General features: G+C 45.4%; 26 protein-coding genes. 18 read left to right on the top strand and 8 right to left on the bottom strand.

Features of this window, described 5'->3' with window-relative positions:
* Positions 1-6: 6 nt before the first annotated feature.
* From H513_RS0112065 to H513_RS0112050, 4 genes are read right to left on the bottom strand one after another with little or no spacing between them, the layout of a single operon-like run.
* Positions 7-579 (bottom strand): HMA2 domain-containing protein, encoded by a 573-nt coding sequence (locus H513_RS0112065; RefSeq protein WP_026800985.1) that lies wholly within the window; start codon positions 577-579, stop codon positions 7-9.
* The gene (locus H513_RS20170) at positions 528-2,645 is read right to left on the bottom strand and encodes a heavy metal translocating P-type ATPase (protein ID WP_081658274.1); all 2,118 of its coding nucleotides are present in this window, start codon (positions 2,643-2,645) and stop codon (positions 528-530) included. Before H513_RS20170 ends, H513_RS0112065 begins: the two co-directional genes overlap by 52 nt.
* Positions 2,642-3,175 (bottom strand): HMA2 domain-containing protein, encoded by a 534-nt coding sequence (locus H513_RS0112055; RefSeq protein WP_026800984.1) that lies wholly within the window; start codon positions 3,173-3,175, stop codon positions 2,642-2,644. Before H513_RS0112055 ends, H513_RS20170 begins: the two co-directional genes overlap by 4 nt.
* Positions 3,172-3,501, bottom strand: coding sequence for an HMA2 domain-containing protein (locus tag H513_RS0112050; protein WP_026800983.1), 330 nt, complete (start codon positions 3,499-3,501; stop codon positions 3,172-3,174). The genes H513_RS0112055 and H513_RS0112050 overlap by 4 nt, the downstream gene beginning before the upstream one ends.
* 298 nt (positions 3,502-3,799) lie before the next feature.
* Here H513_RS0112050 and H513_RS0112045 point away from each other — a divergent pair, with 298 nt between their 5' ends.
* The 5 genes from H513_RS0112045 to H513_RS0112025 all read left to right on the top strand — a co-directional run bounded on the left by H513_RS0112045 (position 3,800) and on the right by H513_RS0112025 (position 9,549).
* Positions 3,800-4,804, top strand: coding sequence for a LacI family DNA-binding transcriptional regulator (locus H513_RS0112045; RefSeq protein WP_026800982.1), 1,005 nt, complete (start codon positions 3,800-3,802; stop codon positions 4,802-4,804).
* Between the two features lie 50 nt (positions 4,805-4,854).
* Positions 4,855-6,540, top strand: a complete 1,686-nt coding sequence (locus H513_RS0112040; protein ID WP_026800981.1) for a glycoside hydrolase family 13 protein — start codon at positions 4,855-4,857, stop codon at positions 6,538-6,540.
* 79 nt (positions 6,541-6,619) lie between these two features.
* Complete coding sequence (locus H513_RS0112035) at positions 6,620-7,846, top strand: ABC transporter substrate-binding protein (protein ID WP_026800980.1); 1,227 nt, start codon at positions 6,620-6,622, stop codon at positions 7,844-7,846.
* Between the two features lie 18 nt (positions 7,847-7,864).
* Entirely contained in the window at positions 7,865-8,728 is an 864-nt protein-coding gene (locus H513_RS0112030) for a carbohydrate ABC transporter permease (RefSeq protein WP_026800979.1), read from the top strand.
* Positions 8,728-9,549, top strand: a complete 822-nt coding sequence (locus H513_RS0112025; protein WP_026800978.1) for a carbohydrate ABC transporter permease — start codon at positions 8,728-8,730, stop codon at positions 9,547-9,549. The genes H513_RS0112030 and H513_RS0112025 overlap by 1 nt, the downstream gene beginning before the upstream one ends.
* Positions 9,550-9,571: 22 nt before the next feature.
* Here the strand turns inward: H513_RS0112025 and H513_RS0112020 are convergent, their stop codons facing one another.
* Positions 9,572-10,045, bottom strand: coding sequence for a hypothetical protein (locus tag H513_RS0112020; protein WP_026800977.1), 474 nt, complete (start codon positions 10,043-10,045; stop codon positions 9,572-9,574).
* A gap of 193 nt (positions 10,046-10,238) precedes the next feature.
* Here H513_RS0112020 and H513_RS0112015 point away from each other — a divergent pair, with 193 nt between their 5' ends.
* From H513_RS0112015 to H513_RS0111980, 8 genes are all read left to right on the top strand, one after another.
* Entirely contained in the window at positions 10,239-10,703 is a 465-nt protein-coding gene (locus H513_RS0112015; protein WP_051239944.1) for a GNAT family N-acetyltransferase, read from the top strand.
* Positions 10,704-10,706: 3 nt separating this feature from the next.
* Positions 10,707-10,970: a hypothetical protein gene (locus H513_RS0112010; protein WP_026800975.1), complete on the top strand. Its 264-nt coding sequence runs from the start codon at positions 10,707-10,709 to the stop codon at positions 10,968-10,970.
* Between the two features lie 103 nt (positions 10,971-11,073).
* The gene (locus H513_RS0112005) at positions 11,074-11,418 is read left to right on the top strand and encodes a YolD-like family protein (RefSeq protein ID WP_036770096.1); all 345 of its coding nucleotides are present in this window, start codon (positions 11,074-11,076) and stop codon (positions 11,416-11,418) included.
* A 96-nt stretch (positions 11,419-11,514) separates the two neighbouring features.
* Positions 11,515-12,309 carry a phosphatidylserine decarboxylase gene (locus tag H513_RS0112000; protein WP_026800973.1) on the top strand — a complete coding sequence of 265 codons (795 nt, stop codon included), beginning with the start codon at positions 11,515-11,517 and terminating at the stop codon, positions 12,307-12,309.
* A gap of 107 nt (positions 12,310-12,416) precedes the next feature.
* Positions 12,417-13,166: an IucA/IucC family C-terminal-domain containing protein gene (locus H513_RS0111995; protein WP_026800972.1), complete on the top strand. Its 750-nt coding sequence runs from the start codon at positions 12,417-12,419 to the stop codon at positions 13,164-13,166.
* A 21-nt stretch (positions 13,167-13,187) separates the two neighbouring features.
* Positions 13,188-14,126 carry an ABC transporter substrate-binding protein gene (locus H513_RS0111990; protein ID WP_026800971.1) on the top strand — a complete coding sequence of 313 codons (939 nt, stop codon included), beginning with the start codon at positions 13,188-13,190 and terminating at the stop codon, positions 14,124-14,126.
* A 72-nt stretch (positions 14,127-14,198) separates the two neighbouring features.
* A complete protein-coding gene (locus tag H513_RS20165) occupies positions 14,199-15,185 on the top strand; it encodes a FecCD family ABC transporter permease (protein WP_036770098.1) in 987 nt (328 codons plus the stop codon).
* Positions 15,182-16,198 carry a FecCD family ABC transporter permease gene (locus H513_RS0111980; RefSeq protein ID WP_026800970.1) on the top strand — a complete coding sequence of 339 codons (1,017 nt, stop codon included), beginning with the start codon at positions 15,182-15,184 and terminating at the stop codon, positions 16,196-16,198. Before H513_RS20165 ends, H513_RS0111980 begins: the two co-directional genes overlap by 4 nt.
* A 319-nt stretch (positions 16,199-16,517) precedes the next feature.
* Here H513_RS0111980 and H513_RS0111975 read toward each other — a convergent pair whose 3' ends face one another.
* On the bottom strand, positions 16,518-17,366 hold the full coding sequence (locus H513_RS0111975) for a GAF domain-containing protein (RefSeq protein ID WP_026800969.1): 849 nt from the start codon (positions 17,364-17,366) through the stop codon (positions 16,518-16,520).
* Between the two features lie 145 nt (positions 17,367-17,511).
* Here H513_RS0111975 and H513_RS20160 point away from each other — a divergent pair, with 145 nt between their 5' ends.
* A complete protein-coding gene (locus H513_RS20160; protein WP_407946626.1) occupies positions 17,512-18,126 on the top strand; it encodes a cupin domain-containing protein in 615 nt (204 codons plus the stop codon).
* A gap of 70 nt (positions 18,127-18,196) precedes the next feature.
* Here H513_RS20160 and H513_RS0111965 read toward each other — a convergent pair whose 3' ends face one another.
* On the bottom strand, positions 18,197-18,931 hold the full coding sequence (locus H513_RS0111965) for a glycosyltransferase family 2 protein (protein ID WP_026800968.1): 735 nt from the start codon (positions 18,929-18,931) through the stop codon (positions 18,197-18,199).
* 183 nt (positions 18,932-19,114) lie between these two features.
* Here H513_RS0111965 and H513_RS0111960 point away from each other — a divergent pair, with 183 nt between their 5' ends.
* Genes H513_RS0111960 through H513_RS0111945 form a run of 4 tightly spaced genes read left to right on the top strand, consistent with a single transcriptional unit; the run spans position 19,115 to position 23,058 of the window.
* A complete protein-coding gene (locus tag H513_RS0111960; protein ID WP_026800967.1) occupies positions 19,115-19,807 on the top strand; it encodes a CoA transferase subunit A in 693 nt (230 codons plus the stop codon).
* A 15-nt stretch (positions 19,808-19,822) separates the two neighbouring features.
* The gene (locus H513_RS0111955; RefSeq protein WP_026800966.1) at positions 19,823-20,476 is read left to right on the top strand and encodes a 3-oxoacid CoA-transferase subunit B; all 654 of its coding nucleotides are present in this window, start codon (positions 19,823-19,825) and stop codon (positions 20,474-20,476) included.
* A gap of 34 nt (positions 20,477-20,510) precedes the next feature.
* Positions 20,511-21,830, top strand: coding sequence for a GntP family permease (locus H513_RS0111950; RefSeq protein WP_026800965.1), 1,320 nt, complete (start codon positions 20,511-20,513; stop codon positions 21,828-21,830).
* Positions 21,831-21,876: 46 nt separating this feature from the next.
* Positions 21,877-23,058: an acetyl-CoA C-acetyltransferase gene (locus H513_RS0111945; protein ID WP_026800964.1), complete on the top strand. Its 1,182-nt coding sequence runs from the start codon at positions 21,877-21,879 to the stop codon at positions 23,056-23,058.
* A 192-nt stretch (positions 23,059-23,250) separates the two neighbouring features.
* Here H513_RS0111945 and H513_RS0111940 read toward each other — a convergent pair whose 3' ends face one another.
* On the bottom strand, positions 23,251-24,492 hold the full coding sequence (locus tag H513_RS0111940; RefSeq protein WP_026800963.1) for a S1 family peptidase: 1,242 nt from the start codon (positions 24,490-24,492) through the stop codon (positions 23,251-23,253).
* Positions 24,493-24,618: the final 126 nt, after the last annotated feature.

Genomic DNA, 24,618 nt, shown 5'->3' with positions numbered 1-24,618 from the left:
TATATGTTATAAAAGCAATTTGCTCTTATTTGCATCGTTAAACAATTCAATAACGTTCACAGCCCAAGTGACCATGGCAACATGAAGAATATTGCCTGTTCCGAGTGACAGCATGCTGACAATCCCTGTAATAACATCAGGATGTCGTAGCTTGTTCTCTCCGTGTGACAATACCGTATACGCCGTTGAGATGACGACGGCATAATCAAGCATTCCAGGTACCTTGCCTGATGACTTGTTCAAGTAGGCGAGGAGAAGAAGAAAGCCCGTTACAAGTGAGCGAAGCAAGTCCTTGCGCTGGCTTGGATTAATGTTGACCATGATATTATCAAGCGGGTCAAACTTCGTCTGCTTAAAGAACAAGCTCACAAAGCGTAGAATGGATCTCTTGTGGATGACTTCTTCGTTGTAATAAATAATCATCGATTGAATAATAGGTTCGATTCGAACGCTTACAATGCCTTTAATTGAGGAGAATAAATCTCCAATTTGATCATATTCTTGCTTGTCATACAAGGCTGGTACGTTTAAGCGGAGTCGACCAGGTATGTCGTGGATGATGGCAAAGGTTCCTCCCATTGTCCTCGCTCCTCTTTCAACAATAATTTCGTACTGTTTAACACTACGCCAATCGTAGCGGCATTATGAATGGCTGCCCCGACAATCGGAGCAATCGTTCCAAACGCTCCAAGCAGGATGGCTGCGCTGTTGATGGCAATCGTAATCGTAAAGTTCTGATGAATGGTTTGCATGGTTCGCTTTGATAAATGAATGACATCGGATAACAGGATAGGGTTGTCGGAGGTAAGGACCACGTCGCTTGCTTCAACCGCAATATCCGTTCGTTTCCCACCTAAGGTGACGCCGACATCTGCATAGGCGAGTGCAGGTGCGTCATTGATGCCATCGCCGACCATCATTACGGAATGACCACCTTTCTTATACCGTCGAACGTAGTCGGCTTTTTCGTGGGGAAGGACTTCTGCATAGTAAGCATCAAGTTGAAGTTCGTGATGCACGTCCTTGGCGATATGCTCACGGTCACCCGTAACCATCACAACTTCATCCACACCTTGTCTTCGAAGTTGATTGACCGTTCGCTTCATACCGGTGCGAATCGCGTCGTCAATTACAATCACTCCAGCTACTTGTCCATCAAGGGCTACATAGACCGTATTCCCGCTTTTGGATAATTTATCCACAAACTTTAATCCGTTTGCCTCGACCTTCTCTCGGAGCAACAGTTTCTTGTTCCCGACCAGCACAGTCTTCTCTGACACGGTGGCTTTCACTCCATGTCCAACGATTTGTTGTAGCTGGTCGTGGTCGTGTTCTGGGATGTCTAGCTTCCATTCACGAGCTAGATTGACCATGGCTTCCGCAATCGGATGTGAAGAATGCTCTTCTGCTGAGGCTACATAGCGGAGGAGTTCTCGTTCTGAGTAACCGTTATAAGGAATGACCTTCTTTACAACCGGCTTGCCTCTTGTAATCGTCCCCGTCTTATCTAAGATTGTCGTATCAATGCTGGCTAGCTTCTCGACGAATTCGCCACCCTTTATTAAGGCGCCTTGACGGGCAGCCTTGCCGATGGAGGCAGAGATGGCGGTCGCAGTGGAGAGCTTAATGCCACAGACGAAATCGATGACGAGCATGTTCAACACTCGTTCCCAACTGCCGGTTACTAAATAAATCATAGCAGCGAGACCAAATGATACAGGAACAAGCCGCTCAGAAAGTTGATCGGCGTGAGTCTGAATCGGAGCCTTCTTCGTCTGTGCATCTTCAATCAACTGAACGATTTGGGAGACGGCGGTATCCGCTCCAACCTTGTCGACTGTCAGGCGAATGTTGCCGGATTTAAGAATGGTACCTGCATAGACAGGCTCTCCAATCGTGACATCCTTTGGTACGTACTCGCCTGTAATAGAGGATTCATCAATTGATGCATAGCCGGTTTCTACAACTCCGTCGGCTGAGATTTTCTCCCCTTCAAAGACGGCAATCTGATCCCCGCATTTCACGTCGTGAATCGATACCTTCTCCTCATTTCCGCGTTCATTTACCTTCCATACATATGGGACGTCTAGATTCATCATGTCACGAACATAGCGACTCGTTCGCTGTGCTGTATGGTCGGTAATCATTTCACTTAATGTTGACATGAAGAGGATGACCAGGGCAGACTGTGGACTTCCCTTTAGTAAGGAAGCCAAGATTGCGGTGGTGCTGAGTGTGTCCGCGTTTGGTTTACGAGCTTCAATCAATCCTTTCGTCCCATTAGAGAGGATTGGAGTTGATGCGTATAAACTGGCTAGTGCACCTGGACGAATCAGTGCCTTCAAGCCGACAAAGCTCTTGGATGGGAATAGGAGATCGATGGCGAAGGCGCCAAGCGTTAACAGTAATTCTTCCTTGTGTGTCCGCGAATTCAATCCTTTAGTAGGTAGGACTTTTGTGAGATGGTTCGGATGGAGGAGAGGGTCGTGATGAACGAGAAGCGATCTTGTTTCGGTCGTATAAGAAGCAGAATAGACGCCAGGAATTCCACGATAGATGGCTTCGATTAATTCGGGTGTCACATCGGTATTCAACTTTAGTCGCGTACGACCAGGGAGTGCATGAATAACGTGATGCGTCCTCACGAAGAACCACCATCCTCTCGTTTAAGAATCGTGTAGGCCCAGTACAGCAAGCTACTTGCGAAAGCTGGGTTCGTAGCAAATCCTGTCGTTCCTTTAACTAGTAGCCCAAGTACAATGAGAGAATCTAAATCTGTCTTCGCACCTGTTTGTTTCTTAATGAGTTGGTCTAGTGAATCCACGCCATGGCGCATTGATTTCGTTAGAGAGGCATCAACATGGCGATAGGCTCTTGTTGACGTATCGACAGCAAGTTGAACAACTTCATCGAATTGTTGTGATGTAAGGTGGGGAGTGGTGAATTCAATTAACAAGCTGCCAGTTGTCCCTGATGCACGAACGTTCTTTACAATAGAAATCGTTGAGAACTGTTCCTCCAAGGCGACGGCAATGTGATCGTCCTTCCAATGGTCACTCTGGAGTCGAACACGGCCTGGCATTGCATGTAAGACTTGCACTTTCTGGTCTTTCAGCCGCTTCATTAAACTTGGAATTGCGAATGACGCTCCAAGGCCAATTAGAGTCTGAATCATGGCAGCAACACTTCTTTAGAGATGACGTCGTTGTGTACTTTCTGAACCTTGTTGAACCACGTTTCAATTTGCTCTTCCGTGACGTCTTTAGAGGAATCAAATTCTACGAGAATCGTCCCTGTCTCAGGCGTATGACGAACAGAATAGATTCGTTCTTCACACTGGAGAACAGGGAGGAGAATATGGACAATCTTTGAGTTGCCTTGCCAATATGGTGAGGAAAGCCGAACGCGTCCAGGAATGAAGTGCTTCACCGTAATCTGGTAGCGTGCGAGCATTTTTTCAATTCGTCTAAGAAAGATAGCTTGTTTCACTTTGGACAGCATGGATGAGTCCCCTTTACGGTAACTTTTGCAAACTTTTACATTATATTAGTACGGCTCTGGGTTTATTACAAGAATAGTAGTTGTTAAATAGTGCTACTCAACTAAATGGAAAGGGGCTGTACTCGAAGTACATCAATGGTTGAGGTTTACTACGATTATTAGAAAAAAATCTCTTTCTCTCTCATTCGATAGTTATTTGAAAGTTTCGAATTGTGCTTGACGGGTGATAGGGGGCGTATTATAGTGAAAGAGAAGATAAAGTAAACGCTTACGTAAAGGCTGGAAGTGAGGTGAAGGGTTGAATCCAACGATCCAAGATGTAGCGAATAAAGCGAATGTGTCCATTGCAACCGTGTCCCGTGTTCTAAACGATCTACCTGGCTACTCGGAGAAGACGAAACAAAAAGTACTCCAAGCCATTGAGGATCTCGGCTATCAGCCGAATGCCATAGCTAGAGGGCTCGTCAACAGAAAGACCGGAACAATAGGGGTGTTGTTCCCGAGTGTATCTGGGCTTCTCTCCGCTGAAGTGCTTCATGGAATTGAGGCTCAGGCAAGTGAGGAAGGGCATAGTGTGATTGTCTGTAACACGGAGGCTGATGAAGACAAGACATTGAAATACATTCAGTTGCTGAGCGAGAAGCGTGTTGATGGACTGGTCTTCGTGAGTGAAGAGGTAACAGACGTCTACTACAAGGCGCTAAGTCGGATGGGAGTACCTGTTGTTCTTGTCTCGACACAATCGTTTCAATATCCGCTCCCTTATGTGAAAGTGGATGACCGTCACGCAGCCTATACGGCAACGCGTCATTTAATCCAAGCTGGCCACACCCAGCTTGGCATGATCTCAGGGAATGAAAAGGACCTTATAGCGGGGATACCACGAATGGAAGGGTTTAAGCAAGCCATTATGGAAGCGGGCCTTCCATTCCAAGAATCACAAATTGAGAAACAGTTGTCCTTTACATATGAAGCAGGACAAGAGGGGTTCAAAACGTTATTAACGCGCCATCCGGAAATGACGGCTGTCTTTGCCGCGAGTGATGAAATTGCAATAGGGGCGTTTTCAGCAGCCTATGAAATGGGTATATCCATTCCGGGCGACGTTTCTGTCGTCGGGTATGACAATTTAAAGCTTGCAGAGATGTCGGTGCCACCACTAACGACCATCGCTCAGCCATTCCAACGAATGGGGGAGAAGGCGGTTGAGATGGTGTTACAGATGAATCGGGGAAAGGGTGCTGAGTCGTGCATCTTGCCTCATGTGTTGATTGAGAGAAAATCGGTGAGTAGCCGTAACTAAATTTTTTTGCGGAAAGCGTAAACGTTTACGTAATAAGGGAGGAAGAACAAATGACAAAACAATGGTGGAAAGAAAGTGTCGTGTATCAGATTTATCCGAGAAGCTTTAATGATAGCAACGGGGACGGAATTGGTGATCTTCAAGGAATCATTGAGAAGCTCGATTACTTAGCTGAGCTTGGCATTGATGTCATCTGGTTATCCCCTGTGTATGATTCTCCTAATGATGACAACGGGTATGACATTCGTGATTATCGTTCCATTATGAATGAATTTGGTTCTATGGAAGACTTCGATGTTCTGTTGGCTGAAGCCCATAATCGAAACATTCGAATCGTGATGGACCTTGTGGTTAACCATACGTCTGATGAGCATTCATGGTTTGTTGAATCTAAATCTTCTAAGGATAATCCGAAGCGTGACTATTACATTTGGAAGGATGGCAAAGACGGCCAGCCGCCAACGAACTGGGAATCAGCGTTCAGTGGCTCCACATGGGAATATAATGAAGCAACGGGCGACTACTACCTTCATATCTTCTCCAAGAAGCAACCGGACCTGAACTGGGAGAATGATGAGGTGCGTAGTGAAGTGTACGATATGATGAAATGGTGGCTCGACAAAGGCATTGATGGCTTCCGTATGGACGTAGTGAACTTCATCTCGAAGCATCCAGACTATCCAAATGGAGAAGTACAGCCAGGTAAGCAATATGGCGATGGAAGCCCGTACTTTATGAACGGACCTCGCATTCATGAGTACTTAAATGAAATGAATCGTCAAGTGCTCTCTAATTACGATGTGATGACGGTTGGGGAGATGCCTGGGGTTACGCCTGACGAGGGCAAGCTCTATACGGCTGACGAGCGCAATGAACTGAACATGGTGTTCCACTTTGAGCACATGGGAGTTGATGGCGGCGAAATGGGCAAGTGGTCCTTGAACGGGTGGAATCTAACAGACCTTAAAGAAATCCTATCTAAATGGCAATACGAGCTTGAAGAAGAAGGATGGAATAGTCTGTATTGGAATAACCATGACCAGCCCCGTGTGGTGTCTCGCTTCGGTGATGATGGGGAGTATCGCAAGAAATCGGCGAAGATGCTTGGAACATGCCTTCACATGATGAAAGGAACGCCATACATCTACCAAGGGGAAGAGCTTGGGATGACGAACGTGGCATTTGAGTCGATCGATCAGTACGAAGATCTTGAATCCTTGAATATGTATAATGAGCGTGTGAATCAGTATGGAGACGACCCGGCAGAAGTGCTAGAGCGTATTCACCATAAAGGGCGTGACAATGCAAGAACACCGATGCAGTGGTCGGCTGAAGAGAACGGTGGCTTCACTACCGGCCAGCCATGGCTCGATGTGAATCCGAACTACCGTACGATTAATGCGGAAGAAGCGTTGTCGGATGAAGATTCTGTATTCCATTACTACAAGCGCCTAATCCAACTTCGTAAGGAAAACGAAACGATAGTCTATGGAAAGTTTGATTTGTTGTTAGAAGATAGTGAGTCAATCTTCGCATATACGCGTACAAATGGCGATGAGACACTCCTTGTTCTTTGTAACTTTACAAAGGAACCTGTAACAGCAGAACTTGGGGAGTTTGCATCTCGTTCTGGTGATGTACTCATTACAAATCGTGAAGAGGAACGGACGGAAGAGACGCAGTTAGGCACGGTAGAATTGGAACCATTTGAAGCAACGACCTTTGTATTGAAATAAGGGTCTCTGGTAGCCAGGAAACTGGCTGCCTCACTTTTATAGATTTACGTAAACGCTTACTCAAAAGGGGTGGAGAAGGATGAAGCGATTGGGGTTGTACGTGGTTGGCAGTTTATGCGCAGGTCTATTGCTATCTGGATGTGGGGATCAAAGTGCGGATGGCAAGGTGGATTTGGAGTTGTTCTCAAACAAGCCAGAGAGCATTGGTACTTACGAATCGTTGATAGAGAGATTTGAGGAGGAGCATCCGGACATTAATGTGGAATTGTATGCACCACCTTCCGCCGATACAGTGCTTCGTACTCGACTTGTGAAGGAAGACTTGCCTGATTTATTATCAATTGCCGGTAGTGCTCTGTACGGAGAATTGGCTGATGCGGAGTTGCTAAAGGACTATTCTGACACTGAACTACTTGATCGCATTCAACCCGCTTATGTAGAGATGATTGACCAGCTCGTGCCAGGTGAGAACGAGGGAACATATGGCCTTCCTTACGCTACTAACGCCAACGCCGTCATCTACAACAAAGAGGTGATGAACGAGCTGGGTCTTGAGGTGCCGGAGACGTGGGATGAATTTATCGCTGCCTTAGAAACGGCACAAGAGGAAGGGGTCACGCCGGTTTATTTCACGCTTAAGGATGCGTGGACAGGAATGATTCCTTGGAATGCTGTAGCGGGAAATTTAGAGCCAGACCGATTTGCAGAGAAGAAGACAAATGGAGAAGCTAGCTTCCAAGATGATTATTCTGAAGTAACCGAGAAGATGCTTACCTTGCTTGATTACGGACTGAAAGACAACTTCCAGTACAACTACAACGATGGGAACAATGCCTTTGCAAATGGGGAAGCGCTCTTCTACTTCCAAGGGAACTGGGCAATTCCTGAACTGAAGAAGGTAAACCCAGACATTGAACTCGGTACATTTGCGATGCCTGTGACCAATAATCGAGAAGAAAATGAACTTATTTCTGGTGTCGATGTGATGATTACGTCATTGAAGGAGACAGACCATCCCGATGAGGTGCGTCAGTTTGTTGAGTTTATGATGGAAGATGAGCAGGCGAAACAGTACATTGAAGAGCAATACGCGTTCTCAGCGATTGAAGGAGTCGAACAAGGAGATGAGGTACTGAGTGGCGTACAGCAGAAGATTGCCAACAACGAGATTACGAGTTTCCCGGATCACTACTATCCCAGCGGAATGCAAGCACCGAACCTCATTCAAGAGTTTCTGATTGAGAAAGACCAGGACGCTTTCTTGAACAAGATGGACCGTGAATGGGAGAAAGTCATTCGACGTTAAAAAGGGGAGGAACGAAACATGAAATCTCGTCAACGCGCATTTTTACTCATGGCTATGCCAGCTGTCATCATCTTCTTCGTGTTCCATACGTACCCCGTATTGCAAGGCGTATTCTACAGCTTTACGAACTGGCGTGGATATGGGGAGTGGGACTTTGTCGGCTTCAAGAACTACTTAAATGTATTTCAAGATGGTCGTGCTCTAAACGCTTATTGGTTTACATTTAAATTTGCAATCGTCTCCACCATCCTCGTAAATATTTTCAGTTTAGCGATTGCGATGGGGTTGAATGCAAAGATCAAGTTTCGTAAGACGCTTCGTGCACTTTATTTCTTGCCGAACATTCTTAGCATTCTAATTGTCGGGTTCATCTTTAACTTTATCTTTACGCATTTCCTACCAGACCTTATGGAATGGGCTGGCTTTGAGTCACTGGCGAAGAACATCCTAGGAGATCCTGACTTGGCTTGGTTAGGTGTGGTCATTATGACTGTGTGGCAAGCTACAGCCTTTAACACGATTCTATACTTAGCCGGACTACAAACGATTCCAGAAGATGTGTATGAAGCCGCCGACATCGACGGGGCCAATGCATGGAAGAAGTTCTTGAAGATTACATTCCCGCTCATCGCACCATTCTTTACGATTAATATGGTGCTAGCAATGAAGAACTTCCTAATGGCATTTGATCAGATTGTTGCCCTAACGAATGGGGGACCTGGTCAGGCTACTGAATCAATCTCATTGTTAATTTATAAGGGTGGCTTTGAAGGTGGAGAGTTTGCCTATCAATCTGCCAATGCAGTCATCTATTTCATTATTATCGTCATCATATCAGTCTTTCAAATTCGCGTGCTTCAGAAACGGGAGGTGGAGATGTAATGAATCAAGGACGGAAAAACTGGCTCGTCACATCCCTGTTAATTGTCGGAACAGTGCTCGTACTGCTTCCATTATACTTAACCATCACCATCGCATTGAAAACACCTCAGGAAATGTCCGACCCATTGCTATCGTTGCCAGATCAATGGCGGTTCCAAAACTTCATTGATGCCATTCAGATGACGGATTTCTTCGGGGCGTTGTTCAATAGTGTGACGGTGACGCTGTTCGTTGTACTCTTTACGCTCTTGTCGAACTCGCTCGTCGCTTACGCAATTGCAAGGAACATGCATAAGCGCTTCTATAAGTTTCTATTCTATTATTTCGTAAGTGCAATGTTCGTCCCGTTCCCAATCATTATGCTGCCGATTGTAAAGCAGACAGCGGTTTGGAATCTTGATAATCCGATTGGTCTCATCTTGCTCTATGTTGTCTACGGACTAGCGTTCAACGTCTTTATCTACGTTGGGTATATCAAGTCGATTCCGAAAGAGTTGGAAGAAGCGGCCATCATTGATGGTGCAAGTACGTGGGGAGTATTCTGGCGGGTTATCTTCCCGTTGCTCACACCTATGAACGCAACTGTTGGGATTCTCACCTGTCTATGGGCATGGAACGATTTCATGCTACCGCTTGTCATCTTAAGTGACCCTGACTATGCGACGCTCCCGCTCGTTCAATACATCTTCCAGTCTGAATTTAGTACGAACTACAACTTAGCATTCGCTTCGTATCTAATGGCGCTCGCACCAATGGTTCTTGTGTACGTCTTTGCACAGAAATGGATCATTAGTGGCGTAATGAAAGGGTCGATTAAATAGCAACTTGAAGAGAACTTTCCATTTATGGGGAGTTCTCTTCTTTATCCTGTTGGTTTACTAACCAAGGCAAGTTCAATTGAATCTCCAGCTGAATGATTGGCTTTGGAAAGCCTTCTGGTACTAGCGCTAAGTCGTTACTGAAAGCTATATGAATCTCGTGTTCATGAAGTGATGAGAACTCGTCCTCTGTTTTATGGGGAGCAGAATCGTTAGGTTCTTCTACTATTCTTCCGACTAGGTGATAAAAGGCATCGTATAAATGGGTACCATCTTCATTCTCCATATACTCAGAAACCTCTCCCTCCTTATGAGGATCAATACCAAGTAGCTGAAAGAGCTCTTTGATTTCTCGCGATAACGTTTCGCAGGCTACTACATAATTGGCACAATAATCGCAAGGACAATCCTCAGTAATGAGGTGATAAGCGTTATAAAATTCTTTCGTTTGATGAACATCAACTTCAATGGTCCAAGAACCTACTCTTATTTGTTTCATAAACGTCTCCTCCCAATGAGCTTTGTATGGGATAAGGGCATAAGTCTCATTAATTTAAACAATACCACGACACGAATCTACATCCATTTTTTTCTATGTAATTTAGACACTAGCATGAATAGGAAGGTTAGAGATTTGAGGGAGGGAACCATGTATTTCTATAGAATGTAACCTCTTGAGGGAGTGATAGACGGTGAAGATTAAACAAGGTGGACTTAAGATTGAAGCCGTGAAGGCTTTGCTTCAGGAACATCTCCAACAGATGGCTTTCGTCTCACCGATGGAGAGTCGCCATGCCTTTGATAGTAGTCGGTTGGCAGGGGAAGATGTTACCTTTTGGACCATGTGGGAGGGAGAGAAGTTGCTCGGATGTGGGGCATTAAAGGAGCTTTCTCCGGTACACGGTGAGATCAAGTCTATGAAGACAGCGTCGCGTGTACTCAAGAGTGGTGTGGGCAGAAGGATGTTAGAGCATATCCTCACGGAGGCAGACGCTCGAGGGTATGAGCGCGTCAGTCTTGAGACTGGTGCGCAAGATTATTTCATCCCTGCAAGAAATTTGTATGAACAGTATGGATTTCAGTACTGTCCGCCTTTCACTCCCTATAAGGATGACCCAAATAGCTTATTTATGACATTGGTGAAGAAAGGGGGATAATGGTTGTACAAATTGATTGGATTCTTTCTTGTCGCTTGGACGACGCAGCTTATGGCAATTGTCATGTATGGTCAACTTGTATGGTTAGGGAAGTTCTCGACTATGGGTGTAGGTGGCGGTCCGTTGTCTCAAGTTCATCCTATACTATGGTGGGCATTGTTCCTAGAACTCCTTGTCATGATTGGGGTTGCGGGCTTGTGGAGGAAATCAATCTATGCGTACAAAGCTCAACAGAATGAGTCAATGGAAAGCCGTGAAGATGTGTAGCGAAAGGGTGGTTTTCGCTGCTATTCACAAATTTTCCTCTGTACAAGTAATCCATCACTCGCTATAATAAGAACAAATGTTCGTATTGTGGGAGGGGATATGGATGAAGAAGGATGACTTGAAAGACAGAGGAACAAAAAAGTGGAGCAGCCTCATGCTGCCTGAGCATGTCGAGATGCTTAGGAAAATGTGGAAGGAAGATGAACGTGTTGAGAGAGGGATTATTGCTGAAGATGAGGCGGTCGAGATTGATTTCAAATTGCAGCGTGCGCTAAATGATGATTTAACGGTAGAGGTAACCTACCATAATGGGTTTGATACTACTTATGAGAGATTGAAGCTTCTATCGATTCAACATGAGCATCGATTAATTAAAGGAAGAACGGTTGAAGACCGTAGGCGCGTTGAAATTCCGCTTATTGATGTTTTGCGAGTGGACATACGGTGAACAGAAGGGGAGCGACTGACGTTCCCCTTCTTTATGTATTCTAGGGATAGGAATAGAGAGTTTGAGAAACGATTGGGATAGATAGGAGGTGAGAAGGTGAGGCGACAAATTTATCAAAGCGTAATTCGATTGATGAACGGTCGTTTTCTTTCGAGTGGACTTAAGCGGTTTACTGAATCTAAGGCGAGCAGGCATTTAATCCCCTTGTACAAGAAGGTGCTTCGTGTCGATATGGATGAATCTGTACAGTCCTTGCATGAATTCCAAACGTTGCAACAATTCTTCGTACGAAAGCTGTACGACGACGCACGTCCGATTCATAATGAAGTGGATGTTCTAGTTAGTCCGGTCGATGGTGTAGTGGAACAATTCGGGGTGATTAAGGAGACGGCTATCGAAGTGAAGGGTCAAACGTATTCAGTGGAAGAGCTACTTGATGATGAAGAGTTGGCGCAACGCTACAAGAATGGGCGGTTTATGGTTCTTTATTTAAGTCCGAGTGATTACCATCGTATTCATGCTCCGACAACCGGTACAATCGTGACGCAGTATGAGCGTGGGGCGACGTCGTATCCTGTGAATAAGTGGGGACTACGGTTTGGAAAGTCTCCCATCTCCCGAAACTACCGGGTTATTACCGAACTTGCCGAACATGACGGGAGCCGTTTGGCGTTTGTGAAAGTAGGGGCGATGTGGATCAACTCGATTGAGCTCACTCACAAAGGAGACACATTGAACAAAGGAGAAGAGGTTGGATACTTCTCGTTTGGTTCGACGGTTGTGCTGCTTGTTGAGAAGGGAACGGTTCAATTTCTAGATGAGATTCGCTTGCAGAAGTCTGTACGGGTAGGTGAAGCAATTGCGCGGAAGGAGAGTAGTGAGACAAGCTAATGTGAATCCATCATAGTGAGAGTCGTTCTCGTTCCTTTATTGACAATGATTATCAATATAGATTAAGATTTTGTTAGACTATACTTTTTCGGTAAGCAGGTGGGAAGATGGAGGAACTACGAGAGACTTTGGGCGCACAGCACGTGTTCATACATACGAAAGTAGGATCACTTTACAAAGGTGATGCACTTGAAGGGCATACTGAGTGGGAAGCGTTCTTCCAAGATGTGATGGACCATTTCGAGGCGCCAACGGCTGTTGTTACAGGGTCTTTAATTGTGAAGCGTCTTTCCTATGTGAATGCCTGTTTGAGTGCGTTTACGCTGTTCGATCAGCAGCTGCCTGTGCAATGGAATGAAGTAGAGGTTGAACTTCGAAAGAAAGGGTTTAACTTCTACGTTACTCCTTCTCAACTAGTAGAAGTGACTTCGGAACGAGAGTTCGCACGAGAGCACTATGTGCGGGGCTTGGTTCTAAACTTAATTCAACCTGTGATTGACCAGCTAGGAAAGGAAACAGGGCTACCTGCGAAATTATTTTGGACACACTTGGCGTATGCTGTAGATGGTCATTATAAGCGGATGTACAAACGTATGGGAGCTGAATGGCAAGCTAGAGTATGGGATGACTACACGTATATCACTTCTGAAGTTCCGGCTGAGTTATTTGGAATGAAGCGTAATCCGTTTCAGATGGAGTTCGACCAAGTGGAGCACCCTGTCTTAGAAGGCGAGCACGTTCGCATACGCAAAGTATGTTGTTACAATCATTGCCTACCTGAGAACTTCTATTGTCATACGTGTCCAAAGCACACGCATGACTCTCGCATGACACAAATACAACACGCCTTTGCTTGATACGAATAGGAGGATGACACAATGAAGAGGAAACAACGGTCCCTATGGTTCGCCTTAATGGCCATGCTGTTACTGGTTCTTGCTGCTTGTGGTGGGAACGATGAAAGCAACGAGGAGAACGAGGGAGAAGAAGCGGCATCTGAAACGACAACCTACGAAGCAGAGAACGGAGAGGTTGAGATTCCAGCAAATGCTGAGAATATTGCGGTATTGCAGCCCTATTTGATGGACCACTTGTTAACGCTTGGTATAACGCCTCATGCAGGACCAATTATGAGTGGAGAAGAGTTCCCGGCTTTCATGAAGGAGGACCTTCAGGATACAACTAGCCTCGGGAACACGGTTGAACCAAGTATGGAAACGATTCTAAACGCCAACCCAGACCTCATTATCGGGGTAGACAAATTCCATTCAAAGGTTGAGCAGCAACTAAGCGGCATGGCACCAACCGTCATTTTGAAGAATGGGTTTGATGAGGATTGGCAAACTTCCTTCCAAAGAACGGCTGAAGTTGTTGGGGAAGAAGAACGCGCAGAAGAAGTACTTGTTGAGTTCGACGAGAAAGCAGCAGAAGCCAAACAAACGCTTGATGAAGCCATCGGCGATGAGACGGTTATGGTCCTACGTGTTCGGGAGAAAGAGCTACGCTACTATGGCATGCGTAACTACTCCATGCTATACAACGACCTTGGCTTAGCTAGACCTGCAGAAATGCCAGGTGACGAGGAAGCGTATACTGAAATTGCGCTTGAGAAACTTCCTGAAATTAATCCAGACCATATCTTTATGCTCGTTCAAAGTGATAAGAAACTAGAAGAGCTTAAGAACAGTAGCATTTGGTCTGAGCTGACTGCTGTGCAGAAAGACCAAATTTATAATGTTGATTTCGATATCTGGCACATGGGTCACGGACCGAAAGCAAGTGACATGGTAGTGGACAAGGTAGTAGAATCACTATAGAAGAAAAGAGTAATGATTGAGTTCATTACTCTTTTCCTATTTAGGATGACTGTACGTAAGGGGAACACATCGATGAAAAATATCTCAATCTTGTTTCTGACGATTGCTTGCTTAATTATAGCGAGTATTGTCTCCCTCATGGTCGGATCAGCTGATATTACCTGGGTAGACATCAAGGAGACATGGCTTCAGAATTCAGAAACAATCGAATCAAAAATTATAGTTGAACTGCGGATTCCCCGAGTGTTGGCTGGGGTTCTAGTTGGCGTTGCCATGGCGATTGCAGGTGTGATTATGCAAGCCTTAACGAACAATCCGCTTGCTTCTCCGACTGTCCTTGGCATTACGGATGGAGCAGCATTTGCCATTGCGATCGCGTACGTGCTACTGCCTGAACTCCCATACCTTGGCTTGCTCGGAATGTCCTTCTTAGGTGCTGTCTTTGGAGCGGCACTTGTATTTGGAGTTGGGAGTATGGCGAAAGGGAAACTGACTCCAGTGAAACTTGCCCTTGCGGGTGCTGCTGTTGGGGCGTTGTTGCATTCCCTCTCATCTGGTATGGCCATCTACTTTAATGTGGCTCAAGACGTGAGCTTCTGGTTTGCAGGAGGACTTGCCAATTTAACGTGGACAGGTGTCTTGTTCGCGCTCCCCTTTATCCTTATTGGAACGGGAATCGCTTTGTATCTTGCTCGTTCCCTAACAGTACTCGTATTTGGAGAAGAGACGGCGATCGGACTTGGCCAGAACTTGACACGTGTACGCCTACTAGGCGGACTTGCCTCGTTACTCTTAATCGGTAGCGCCGTAGCCATTGGGGGGACGATTGGGTTTATCGGCCTTGTAATCCCTCATATTACGAGGATGCTTATGGGGTATGACCATCGGTGGGTAATTCCTATGGCTGGGCTCTTTGGTGCACTCTTGTTAACGACTGCTGACATTGCCGCTCGTTCCATTAACCCGCCTAGTGAAATTCCAGTAGGGGCTTTGACTGCGCTCATCGGAGTTCCGTACTTCCTATACTTAGCTCGTAGAGACGGGGGTGGACTTCGATGAAGCGATTAACCCCAGTTGCGGTCTTGATTGTCTTACTCTCACTTGTGATTGGAACGATTCTATTAAGTATGAATGTAGGGGTATTTCCAATGACCCCTCTTGAAGTTGTTCGCACACTTATCGGTGTAGGTACAACGCAGCAAGAAGTGGCACTCTACACCCTCCGACTACCTCGCATTACGGTTGCGGTGTTAGTAGGAATGGCACTTGCCGTCTCCGGAGCAATGCTTCAAGGGGTATCACGAAATGGACTTGCAGACCCTGGCATTCTAGGAATTAATTCAGGGGCTGGATTAGCTGTGATTATGTACATGCACCTTTGGTCGGGAAGTTCAAATGGTGTCATTACTGGAATGGGCTCTGTACTTATGATGCCGTTAGCGGCCTTTGTAGGGGCGTTTGTAGCCGCTATCCTTATTTATTCATTGGCGACGAAGCGAGGAGAGTTACACCCTACTAGACTAATCTTAGTTGGAATTGGCGTATCGGCAGGGTTTTCAGCCCTGATTATCATCTTCCAACTCATCATGAATCCTCAAGACTTTCTGGCAGCGACTGTTTGGTTAACAGGGAGTATTTGGGGGTCGAATTGGATGTATGTGTTCGCGATTCTCCCGTGGATTGTTGTTTTCATCCCATATTCTATGTATAAGGCCCGCTTTGTAAATGTGATTGAACTTGGGGCTTCTGTGGCAACTGGGCTCGGTGTCCAAGTTGATAAAGAAAGGCGGAAATTGCTCTTTGCAAGTATCTCGCTTGCAGCTGCAGGTGTGGCGGTTGGTGGAGGAATTTCCTTCTTAGGATTGCTTGCTCCACATATTGCTCGTCGTCTCGTAGGACGGCAATATCAACTCATTATTCCTGCTTCAGCTCTGCTCGGAGCAGCACTTCTCGTAGGGGCAGACATTGTGTCTCGTAATCTACTTGCTCCGAACGAGATACCAGTAGGGATTGTCGTCTCTATTGTAGGGGCGCCTTATTTCTTATACCTGTTAATGAGGTCTGATCTATAAGATAAGCATTTGAACCGGCTTTCACTAGGAAAGTCGGTTTTTTATGTAGTCATGATCATTATAGAGGTTCGTTCTAGAATTCGCTTGGTGAGGCTCAAAGTTTAGCCATATATAGTGGCCTAAGATGATGGTGAGTAAGGCGGTGAGGATAACGGTGGCTTGGAGTATCATCGCTTTCTTAGTTGCCCATTGTATGTTCTGCTCAAAGTAAAGGAAGAATCAAGGGGTGAAAAGGGGGGGGATGTGGTCGATAGATTGCGCGGAATTCCAGGGGGGATAGGGGCCGTCGCCCTACACCCCTTCATAAGAGTATGCTGACTTAGGATTCAATCAGCGAGAAGCCAATATAGTGTAATGCAGCTTCTAAATTAAAGACGGTCTTGGTATTTAACTGAGTGAGTTGAGTGTTCGTCCCATCGTGCATGGCACTTGCGGGGGATATCCCAGTCATAATTGTAGTAATCCCCATCATTTCTAACGATTGTACAAGTTTAACGATTACTTGAGGGAATTGTCCATCAAGTATGACGAGTCCAGATAGGTCCACGATAAAGTAATCAATCTTATGCTTGGAACCATACTCTAACACCGTCCTTAGTATTTTATCAGCACGGTTCTCATCAATGATGCCTTGTAGGGTTAGAATGGAAACTCCTTCTGTGATTGGTACGATTGGAACATTCAAGAATGCCATGTTGTATTTCGTTTCGTCGAGTTCAATTAAGTGAGACAACACATCTGCCATTGACTTTAAGAACTCTACATCTTCATCGCTAAATGTTTTCTCTTCTTTATCTAGAACGCATAACGTTCCGAACGTTTTGCCGTTCGTATCCATTAATGTAACACCTAGAAATCCCTTTACTTGCTCGTCCATATTAAACTTGAGGTTTTTCGTCTGCTCATCACTTAGCAAATTTGACGTTGAATGATACGTGCTTGAAAGGACGTGTTGGCAATTGCTATCACCATAATCGATGGAAAACCCTTCTTGTACCATGACGTCCTTAGCATTATAGGAGCTAATGACAATCATGGCATCCTTGCCTTTCCTGGCAACGTAAGCACTATTTACGTTAAGGTACTGGCAAATGGATTCGAACAGCTTATGAGAAGCTGTGTGTAAAGACTTGAAATCGGTCGAGGAATAATTGTAACCGTTGGACATCGTTGCCCTCCTGATCGTACAGATTTTAATTGTTATTGTTGTTCTTCGTCACGCTCATCTTCGTGAATTGTTGGGTTCGCAATCAGGGACTTTATGACTCTCCCTGCATACGATACGGTATATAAACATGAGGGGACTGAGAGAAATGTATCACGTCATGTATGGGTGTCACCCGCATTACGGTTGTCAACGGACCATGATGGAAAGAAGGTATGGGATGACTTCGATGCCAGTACCTGTCTATCCAGCTCCTGTGTCTTGGCCTGCTAATTACAGAGAACAGAATCTAAAAGACAATGGACGAAACCCGTACGTCGTAAATATTGAGAAGGTAACAAAGCAAAATGAGAATTTTCGAACGGCGTTGTGGACGGGTGCCCACCTTCAACTTACGTTAATGTCCATCGCACCAGGTGAGGACATCGGGTTAGAGATTCATCCAGATGTGGATCAGTTCTTAAGAATTGAGCAGGGCGAAGGTCTTGTACAAATGGGACGACGTAAGGAGGCGCTTGATTTCGAGCGACGCGTGTTTGATGATGATGCCATCATTATTCCAGCTGGAACGTGGCACAATGTGACGAATACAGGGAATACACCTATGAAGCTCTATTCTATTTACGCACCGCCTAACCACCCATTTGGAACTGTTCATCCTACAAAGGCCGATGCAATCGAAGCGGAGGAAGGATATGAACAAAGTAGAATGTGGAATAGTAGAAGGGTAGGGAATGTATATTCCAACCAACTCTATTACTAGAAAGGTAAAGAACTAGAGTCTTGTAATCCTGTTCATCATTGAAGGAGGTAGTGAGGACGTTCGTTCCTTACTACCTCAACTTTGATTGTAGGGTATGACTGACCATATAATAACAAGATTGTACATAGTTAAGCCTTTGGTAGCGATAAACGCCCCATCTCCACTTTAATCCCTTCCAACGATTGGAGCTAAGCGATTGCTTACGAACTCGAAACGAAGCAAGCGACTCTTCTAACCCATACGCTCCATCAATCTCCTTTAGACATTGCAACCAAGTGGCGTAATCTTCATGGCCAATCGACGGCATGTGTAATTCATGAAAGTGTTCACGGTTTAAGATGACTGTGAGACAGCCAATGCTATTTCGTTTCAATAAATCTCGGTAAGTCAACGTCGGAGAAAGTGTCATTTCTTCAAGTAGTTCGCCGCGCTCATTCACGAGAGCATAGTTTGTGTATGTAAATGGATGATGATACTGTTCCATAAACTGAATTTGCTTCCTAAGTTTGTCCGGGTGCCAATAATCATCGCAATCAAGGAAGGCGACATACTTTCCATTCGCTCTTCGTATGGCTTCATTTCTTGCATAAGCAGCTCCACGGTTATACATGAGGGAGACGGGTTTAATCCGCTTGTCGTCTTTAGACAAGTCTTCTAAGAGGTGAGCGGTTCCATCTGTTGACGCGTCGTTGACAAGGATCATTTCCCAATTGGAGTACGTCTGTTTAAGCACGGACTGTACGCAATCATAAAGGTACCTTTCTCCATTAAACACGGGCGTCACAACAGAAACGAGTGGATTCACCTCATCCTACTTCCCTTCTATTACTAGAATCTTCTTAAAGGTTCATCTATTCCTTTTCCCTTGATTTAGAGATTTAAACGTAATTAATACAATCAAAACTATGGATCTTTCATCCTTACACGCTTCATAGTTGGACGACTTATGCATACACATAGGATAGGCCATGTAGAAGGAGGGATTTGAGTGAAGGTCTTATACGAATCATGTGAGGATGCTGTAGCGGAGATTAAAGACGGGGATACCCTGCTCGTTGGTGGATTTGGACTATGTGGCATCCCTGAGAATCTCATTGTAGCGCTTGCCAAGAGCGGAGTGAAGGACTTAACCGTCGTATCGAACAACTGCGGAGTGGATGATTGGGGACTTGGGCTGCTCCTATTAAACAAGCAAATCAAGAAAATGATAGGCTCCTATGTTGGGGAGAATAAAGAGTTTGAACGCCAGTTATTAAATGGTGAACTTGAAGTCGATATTATTCCACAAGGGACGCTTGCGGAACGAGTTCGAGCAGGTGGAGCGGGAATCCCCGCCTTCTACACACCAGCTGGAGTAGGGACGCCTGTAGCAGAAGGGAAAGAAGTTAGGGAGTTCAATGGAAAAGCGTACTTATTAGAAGAAGCCATTACAGCAGATTGGAGCCTTGTACGAGCTTACAAGGGTGACCGACTTGGGAATCTAATCTACAACAAGACAGCTCGTAACTTTAACCCACTCATGGCGGCAGCTGGTAAGCGCACTATCGCTGAAGTTGAGTATCTGGTTGAGACCGGGGAGCTTGACGCGAATGAGATTCACACGCCGAGTGTGTATGTACAAGGATTAATTGTTGGAAATCAGGAAAAACGGATTGAGCGGCTCACAACCGCGTCGTCTTAAAGGGGGAGTGGACCCATGTCGAATCGCGAACGAATTGCAAGAAGGGCTGAACGTGAGATTAAGTCTGGTGATTATGTGAATCTCGGGATTGGAATGCCTACCATGGTAGCGAATTATATCGGCGGGGGGAAGACGGTTATGCTTCAATCGGAGAACGGTCTTCTTGGAATAGGCCCGTATCCGACTGAGAAGGAAGTAGACGCAGACTTAATCAATGCAGGGAAAGAAACGGTCACTGCGACGACCGGCGCATGCTATTTCGATAGCGCTGAATCCTTCGCTATGATTCGTGGTGGTCACATAGATTTGGCTATTCTTGGTGGAATGGAAGTTTCTGCAACAGGAGACCTAGCGAACTGGATGATTCCTGGGAAGATGGTGAAAGGCATGGGAGGGGCGATGGACCTTGTTCATGGCAGCAAGCGTGTCATTGTCATCATGGACCATGTCAACAAACGGGGAGAGTCGAAGATCTTAAACGAGTGTACGTTGCCATTGACGGGAGTGGGGGTAGTGGACCGGATTATTACAGAGAGAGCGGTCATGGACGTAACATCAAAAGGGTTGAAGCTGGTCGAGATTGCGAGCGGTTACAGTTTGGGGGAGGTCGAAGCAACGACAGAACCAGCGCTCATCATCTCTGAAGAACTGAAGCTAGATGCCTATTAAACACATCTAAGAGACTAAGGGAGTTGGGGCGACCGTGTTAAGTATGATTGGATTAATCGGGGGATTAGCACTCTTAATTATTCTAACGTTAAGAGGGATGAACTTACTTATAGCGGGTCCACTCTGTGCCATCATTGTTGGCGTTCTCGGAGGGTTGGACTTGTTTCCACAGACGGCTCCGGAGGGAGCTGCGAATCTCGTCGGCAACTATATGGGCGGGTTCTCGGGCTTCGTAGCGTCATGGTTTCCAATGTTCTTACTTGGAGCCTTATTTGGCAAGGTGATGGAAGATAGTGGTTCAGCGGACAGTGTCTCGAAATGGATTGTAGGAAAGCTTGGCATGCAACGTGCCGTGCTTGCCATCGTACTCGCTTGTGCCATTCTGACTTACGGCGGGGTTAGTCTGTTTGTTGTTGCCTTTTCAGTCTATCCGATGGCAGTTAGCTTGTTTAAGGAGGCAAACCTTCCAAGGCGGTTTATACCTGCCGCACTTGCGTTTGGTTCCGTGACATTTACGATGACATCTGCTGGTTCCCCAGAAATCCAAAACTGGATTCCAATTGAATATTTAGACACCTCGCCTTATGCAGGTTGGGAAGTGAGTATAATTGTTGCCTTGTTCATGGCCGCATTCGGCTACTGGTGGCTACGCAAAATGATTGGTAAGGCAGTAGATCGAGGTGAGACGTTCGTTGGTCGTGAAGAAGACCCGCAAGTGGAGAATCGGAAACTACCAAATCCAGTAATGGGCATCCTCCCACTCGTCGTGGTACTTGTGCTCTCATTTATCTTCCACGACTCCTTGAAGCAATCGGCGCTGATTGTCGCGTTGCTTGGAGGGATTCTAGCTGGTTATGCGTTGAATTATAAATACTTTAACGATTTCTTCGGTGCCTTGTCTGCTGGAACAGTTGGCGCGTTGATTGCCATAGGGAACACAGCGGCGGTTGTTGGATTTGGTAGCGTGGCAAAGGCCGTGCCTGCCTTTCAAACGGCGGTTGATGCGATGACAAGCATACCAGGCAGCCCGTTGATTGGAGGAGCTATTGCCGTCAGTGTAATCGCTGGATTAACTGGGTCTGCTTCAGGTGGTCAGGCCATTGCGTTGCCAATTCTTGCACCGCATTATTTAGATATGGGCGTAAACACAGAGGCACTTCACCGTACTGTGTCTATCTCTTCAGGTGCACTCGATTCTCTACCGCACAATGGATACGTTGTGACAACAATCCGAGCGATTTGTGGAGAAACGCATGCGGATGCCTATGGTGCAGTAGGCGCGCTCACGGTCATTGTTCCGTTACTAGGGTTAGCGTTAGCGATTGTACTCTTTTCATTAGGTTTAGGAATTTAATCTTAAGGCGGGTTCTTCCACCCGTCTTTGCCATGGAGGGGATGGAATGAAAGAAGTGGCTATTGTTGCAGCAGCTCGAACGGCAACCGGAACGTTCGGTGGGGGATTAAGGGATGTCTCTGCTGTGACGCTAGGAGCGGTTGTAATTAAAGAATGTTTAAAGCGGGTCGGTGTTGAGGACTTGGCTGTGGATGAAGTTATCATGGGAAATGTGCTGCAAGCTGGGCTCGGTCAGAATCCAACTCGACAAGCGGCGATTAAAGCTGGACTCGGGGTAGAAGTGCCTTCCATGACGATTAACAAGCTATGTGGCTCAGGGTTGAAGGCGGTTCACTTAGCTTCCCAAGCGATCCAGACTGGGGATAGAGAGGTCGTCGTAGCAGGTGGAATGGAAAATATGTCACAAGCTCCTTATCTGCTTCCAAAGGGAAGAGACGGTTATCGGATGGGGCATGGTCAAGTTGTTGACAGCATGATTCAAGATGGATTGCAGTGTGCCATCTACGACTATCATATGGGTATTACAGCAGAAAATCTGGCGAAGCGATATGACCTTTCTCGTGAAGAACAAGACCAATATGCAGCACGAAGCCAGCATCGTGCCCTTGCTGCCATTGAGGCAGGGCGGTTCGAGGAAGAGATCGTAGCCGTTCCAGTACCACAACGAAAAGGAGAAGCCATTCCATTCGAGGTGGACGAACATCCGCGCGAAGGAACTACGGTGGAGTCTCTCGGGAAGCTTCGTCCTGCTTTCGACCAAGAAGGTACGGTAACGGCTGGGAACGCTTCAGGCATTAACGATGGTGCAGCAGCGGTCGTCCTTATGTCGATGGAGAAGGCACATGAGCTTGGAGTGGAGCCGCTCGCGGTCATTAAAGGGAACGCGAGTGTTGGGGTTGACCCAAGCATCATGGGAATCGGCCCAGCCTTCGCCACTCGTAAGCTGCTTGAGCGAACTGGGCTTTCCTTGAAGGATGTAGACTTAGTCGAAGCCAATGAAGCGTTTGCAGCCCAGACGCTAGCCGTACAAAAGGAGCTTGGCTGGGGCGACTATAAGGTGAACGTCAACGGAGGAGCCATCGCTCTTGGTCATCCCATCGGAGCTTCTGGCGCCCGTATTCTCGTCTCCTTGTTGTATGAAATGAAGAGACGAGACTTTAAGACAGGATTAGCTACCTTATGTGTGGGTGGAGGACATGGTGTGGCGACGCTTGTTGAGCGTGTGTAGATAGGGGGAGAATGTACGATGGGCTTGCACTTTTGTGAGATTGGGTAGAGAGTAGAAGGTGTCAATTGCTTTTCGAAAGAGAATGTCAGGGTTTTGGATGATAGGGTGTTAGACATGTAAACACACTCTTAAAATACAACATCCTCAAGGCTATATATTCTACTAGCCTTGAGGATATTAAATCACTTTTATTTAGTCTATTAGTATAGCTTCATCACCTTGATAAAAATCAAAAGTAGCTTCACTCGTAGAATATTCTTCCTCAACATCTTCTATCGGCGTGAAATAAGCTTCTCCTTTATACGAATTGGAACCACTATGTATTCCAGAAATTTTATTTCCACCATATGCAGTAGTGAATACAGGTGCACCGCTATCCCCGTTATCGGAACTATAGGTAGCAACTCTGACTTTTTGAAGTACAGGTAGCTCTTCATAGTTAACTTCAGTATACATATCAGTAACAACACCTGTTTGAACACCAGACGTTACTCCAGACATAGTTACTTCGTCTCCAAGTCCAGCAGGATCTTCGCTTTTGAATTTTGCATCATAGTCTCTATCGTTCTCTGCATGGAGGTAAAGACCGTCATAAGCATAGCGTTTTATGTTACTCATATTCTGTCTAACTTTTACTACACCCGCATCTACACCTCTACCTACTAACGTAGAATGATCAGTACCAAGGGGTTCATTATATTGGGATATAGTACTATTATCTCCTTCTAGACAATGGCCAGCAGTAAGTACAAACCAGCTTCCCCCTTTACTAGCTACGCCAGTAGTGGTGCAAAAACCACCGCCTATATCGATTGCTAGACCACCTCCAAGTTTGTTGTAGTCCTTATCTCTAGCGATAGTACTCTGAGGTTTGCTTTCAGTCTTTACAAATTCAACTTTTTCAAATATATTCTTTAACTCTTTCTTTGTAGATTCGTTGAAACTATTCACATATTGGATATAAATTTTCTCTTTATGAGCGTCAGGGTCAAAGCCAGCTAATTTATCAATCTCACCATTGTCTTCAATCTTTTTATTCATCTGTGATGTGAACTTGCTTAAGTCCTCGTGTGTATAGTCAACTTTATTGAATTTTATTTTTGTTGCTAGTCGTTTTTGGAGCTCTTTTTTCACTTGCGTAATTTTAGTGTTTTCATTTTTATAATGGACTACTAGCTTGCTATTTTCATTGGTTTCATTATATTCAGTAGTATAAGAGATATGATCAATATAGTCTTTTCCAAGATATTTAACTAAAACATCTCGTAAAGTATTTCGATCATCTTTAAGTTGTTTGTCAATTTCTTGTGTCTCAGTAGTGGTTATTGGATTAACATGTTTCTTATTTGAGTCTGCATTCGCTGTTGCACCCATAGACATAATAATCAGTAAACTAGATACTAAACTTACAAACACTTTCTTGATAAATAACACTCTCCTAAATTTTATTTGGAACAACATTGAAAAAAATAACAATAAATAATAAAAATGTAAATTAAACTATTGGAAATTGGGTATTTTAGCGCATTTTTAAGTGGGTTAATAAATCAAAATGCCTAA

The organism is Pontibacillus halophilus JSM 076056 = DSM 19796 (genome assembly GCF_000425205.1).
GTDB classification, from domain to species: Bacteria; Bacillota; Bacilli; order Bacillales; family BH030062; genus Pontibacillus_A; species Pontibacillus_A halophilus.
The sequence above is the reverse complement of the archived record's forward strand: the minus strand, read 5'-3'. Positions and strand labels throughout refer to the sequence as shown.

Excerpts from the sequence above, each read along its gene's own strand:
- H513_RS0111990 (WP_026800971.1), top strand. The coding sequence starts at position 13,188 with ATGAAGAGGAAACAACGGTCCCTATGGTTCGCCTTAATGGCCATGCTG.
- H513_RS0111975 (WP_026800969.1), bottom strand. The coding sequence starts at position 17,366 with ATGTCCAACGGTTACAATTATTCCTCGACCGATTTCAAGTCTTTACAC.
- H513_RS20160 (WP_407946626.1), top strand. The coding sequence starts at position 17,512 with ATGTATCACGTCATGTATGGGTGTCACCCGCATTACGGTTGTCAACGG.
- H513_RS0112040 (WP_026800981.1), top strand. The coding sequence starts at position 4,855 with ATGACAAAACAATGGTGGAAAGAAAGTGTCGTGTATCAGATTTATCCG.
- H513_RS0111980 (WP_026800970.1), top strand. The coding sequence starts at position 15,182 with ATGAAGCGATTAACCCCAGTTGCGGTCTTGATTGTCTTACTCTCACTT.
- H513_RS0112055 (WP_026800984.1), bottom strand. The coding sequence starts at position 3,175 with ATGATTCAGACTCTAATTGGCCTTGGAGCGTCATTCGCAATTCCAAGT.
- H513_RS0112020 (WP_026800977.1), bottom strand. The coding sequence starts at position 10,045 with ATGAAACAAATAAGAGTAGGTTCTTGGACCATTGAAGTTGATGTTCAT.
- H513_RS0111995 (WP_026800972.1), top strand. The coding sequence starts at position 12,417 with ATGGAGGAACTACGAGAGACTTTGGGCGCACAGCACGTGTTCATACAT.
- H513_RS0111945 (WP_026800964.1), top strand. The coding sequence starts at position 21,877 with ATGAAAGAAGTGGCTATTGTTGCAGCAGCTCGAACGGCAACCGGAACG.
- H513_RS0112050 (WP_026800983.1), bottom strand. The coding sequence starts at position 3,501 with ATGCTGTCCAAAGTGAAACAAGCTATCTTTCTTAGACGAATTGAAAAA.
- H513_RS0112025 (WP_026800978.1), top strand. The coding sequence starts at position 8,728 with ATGAATCAAGGACGGAAAAACTGGCTCGTCACATCCCTGTTAATTGTC.
- H513_RS0112035 (WP_026800980.1), top strand. The coding sequence starts at position 6,620 with ATGAAGCGATTGGGGTTGTACGTGGTTGGCAGTTTATGCGCAGGTCTA.
- H513_RS0112065 (WP_026800985.1), bottom strand. The coding sequence starts at position 579 with ATGGGAGGAACCTTTGCCATCATCCACGACATACCTGGTCGACTCCGC.
- H513_RS0112030 (WP_026800979.1), top strand. The coding sequence starts at position 7,865 with ATGAAATCTCGTCAACGCGCATTTTTACTCATGGCTATGCCAGCTGTC.
- H513_RS20165 (WP_036770098.1), top strand. The coding sequence starts at position 14,199 with ATGAAAAATATCTCAATCTTGTTTCTGACGATTGCTTGCTTAATTATA.
- H513_RS0112005 (WP_036770096.1), top strand. The coding sequence starts at position 11,074 with ATGAAGAAGGATGACTTGAAAGACAGAGGAACAAAAAAGTGGAGCAGC.
- H513_RS0111955 (WP_026800966.1), top strand. The coding sequence starts at position 19,823 with ATGTCGAATCGCGAACGAATTGCAAGAAGGGCTGAACGTGAGATTAAG.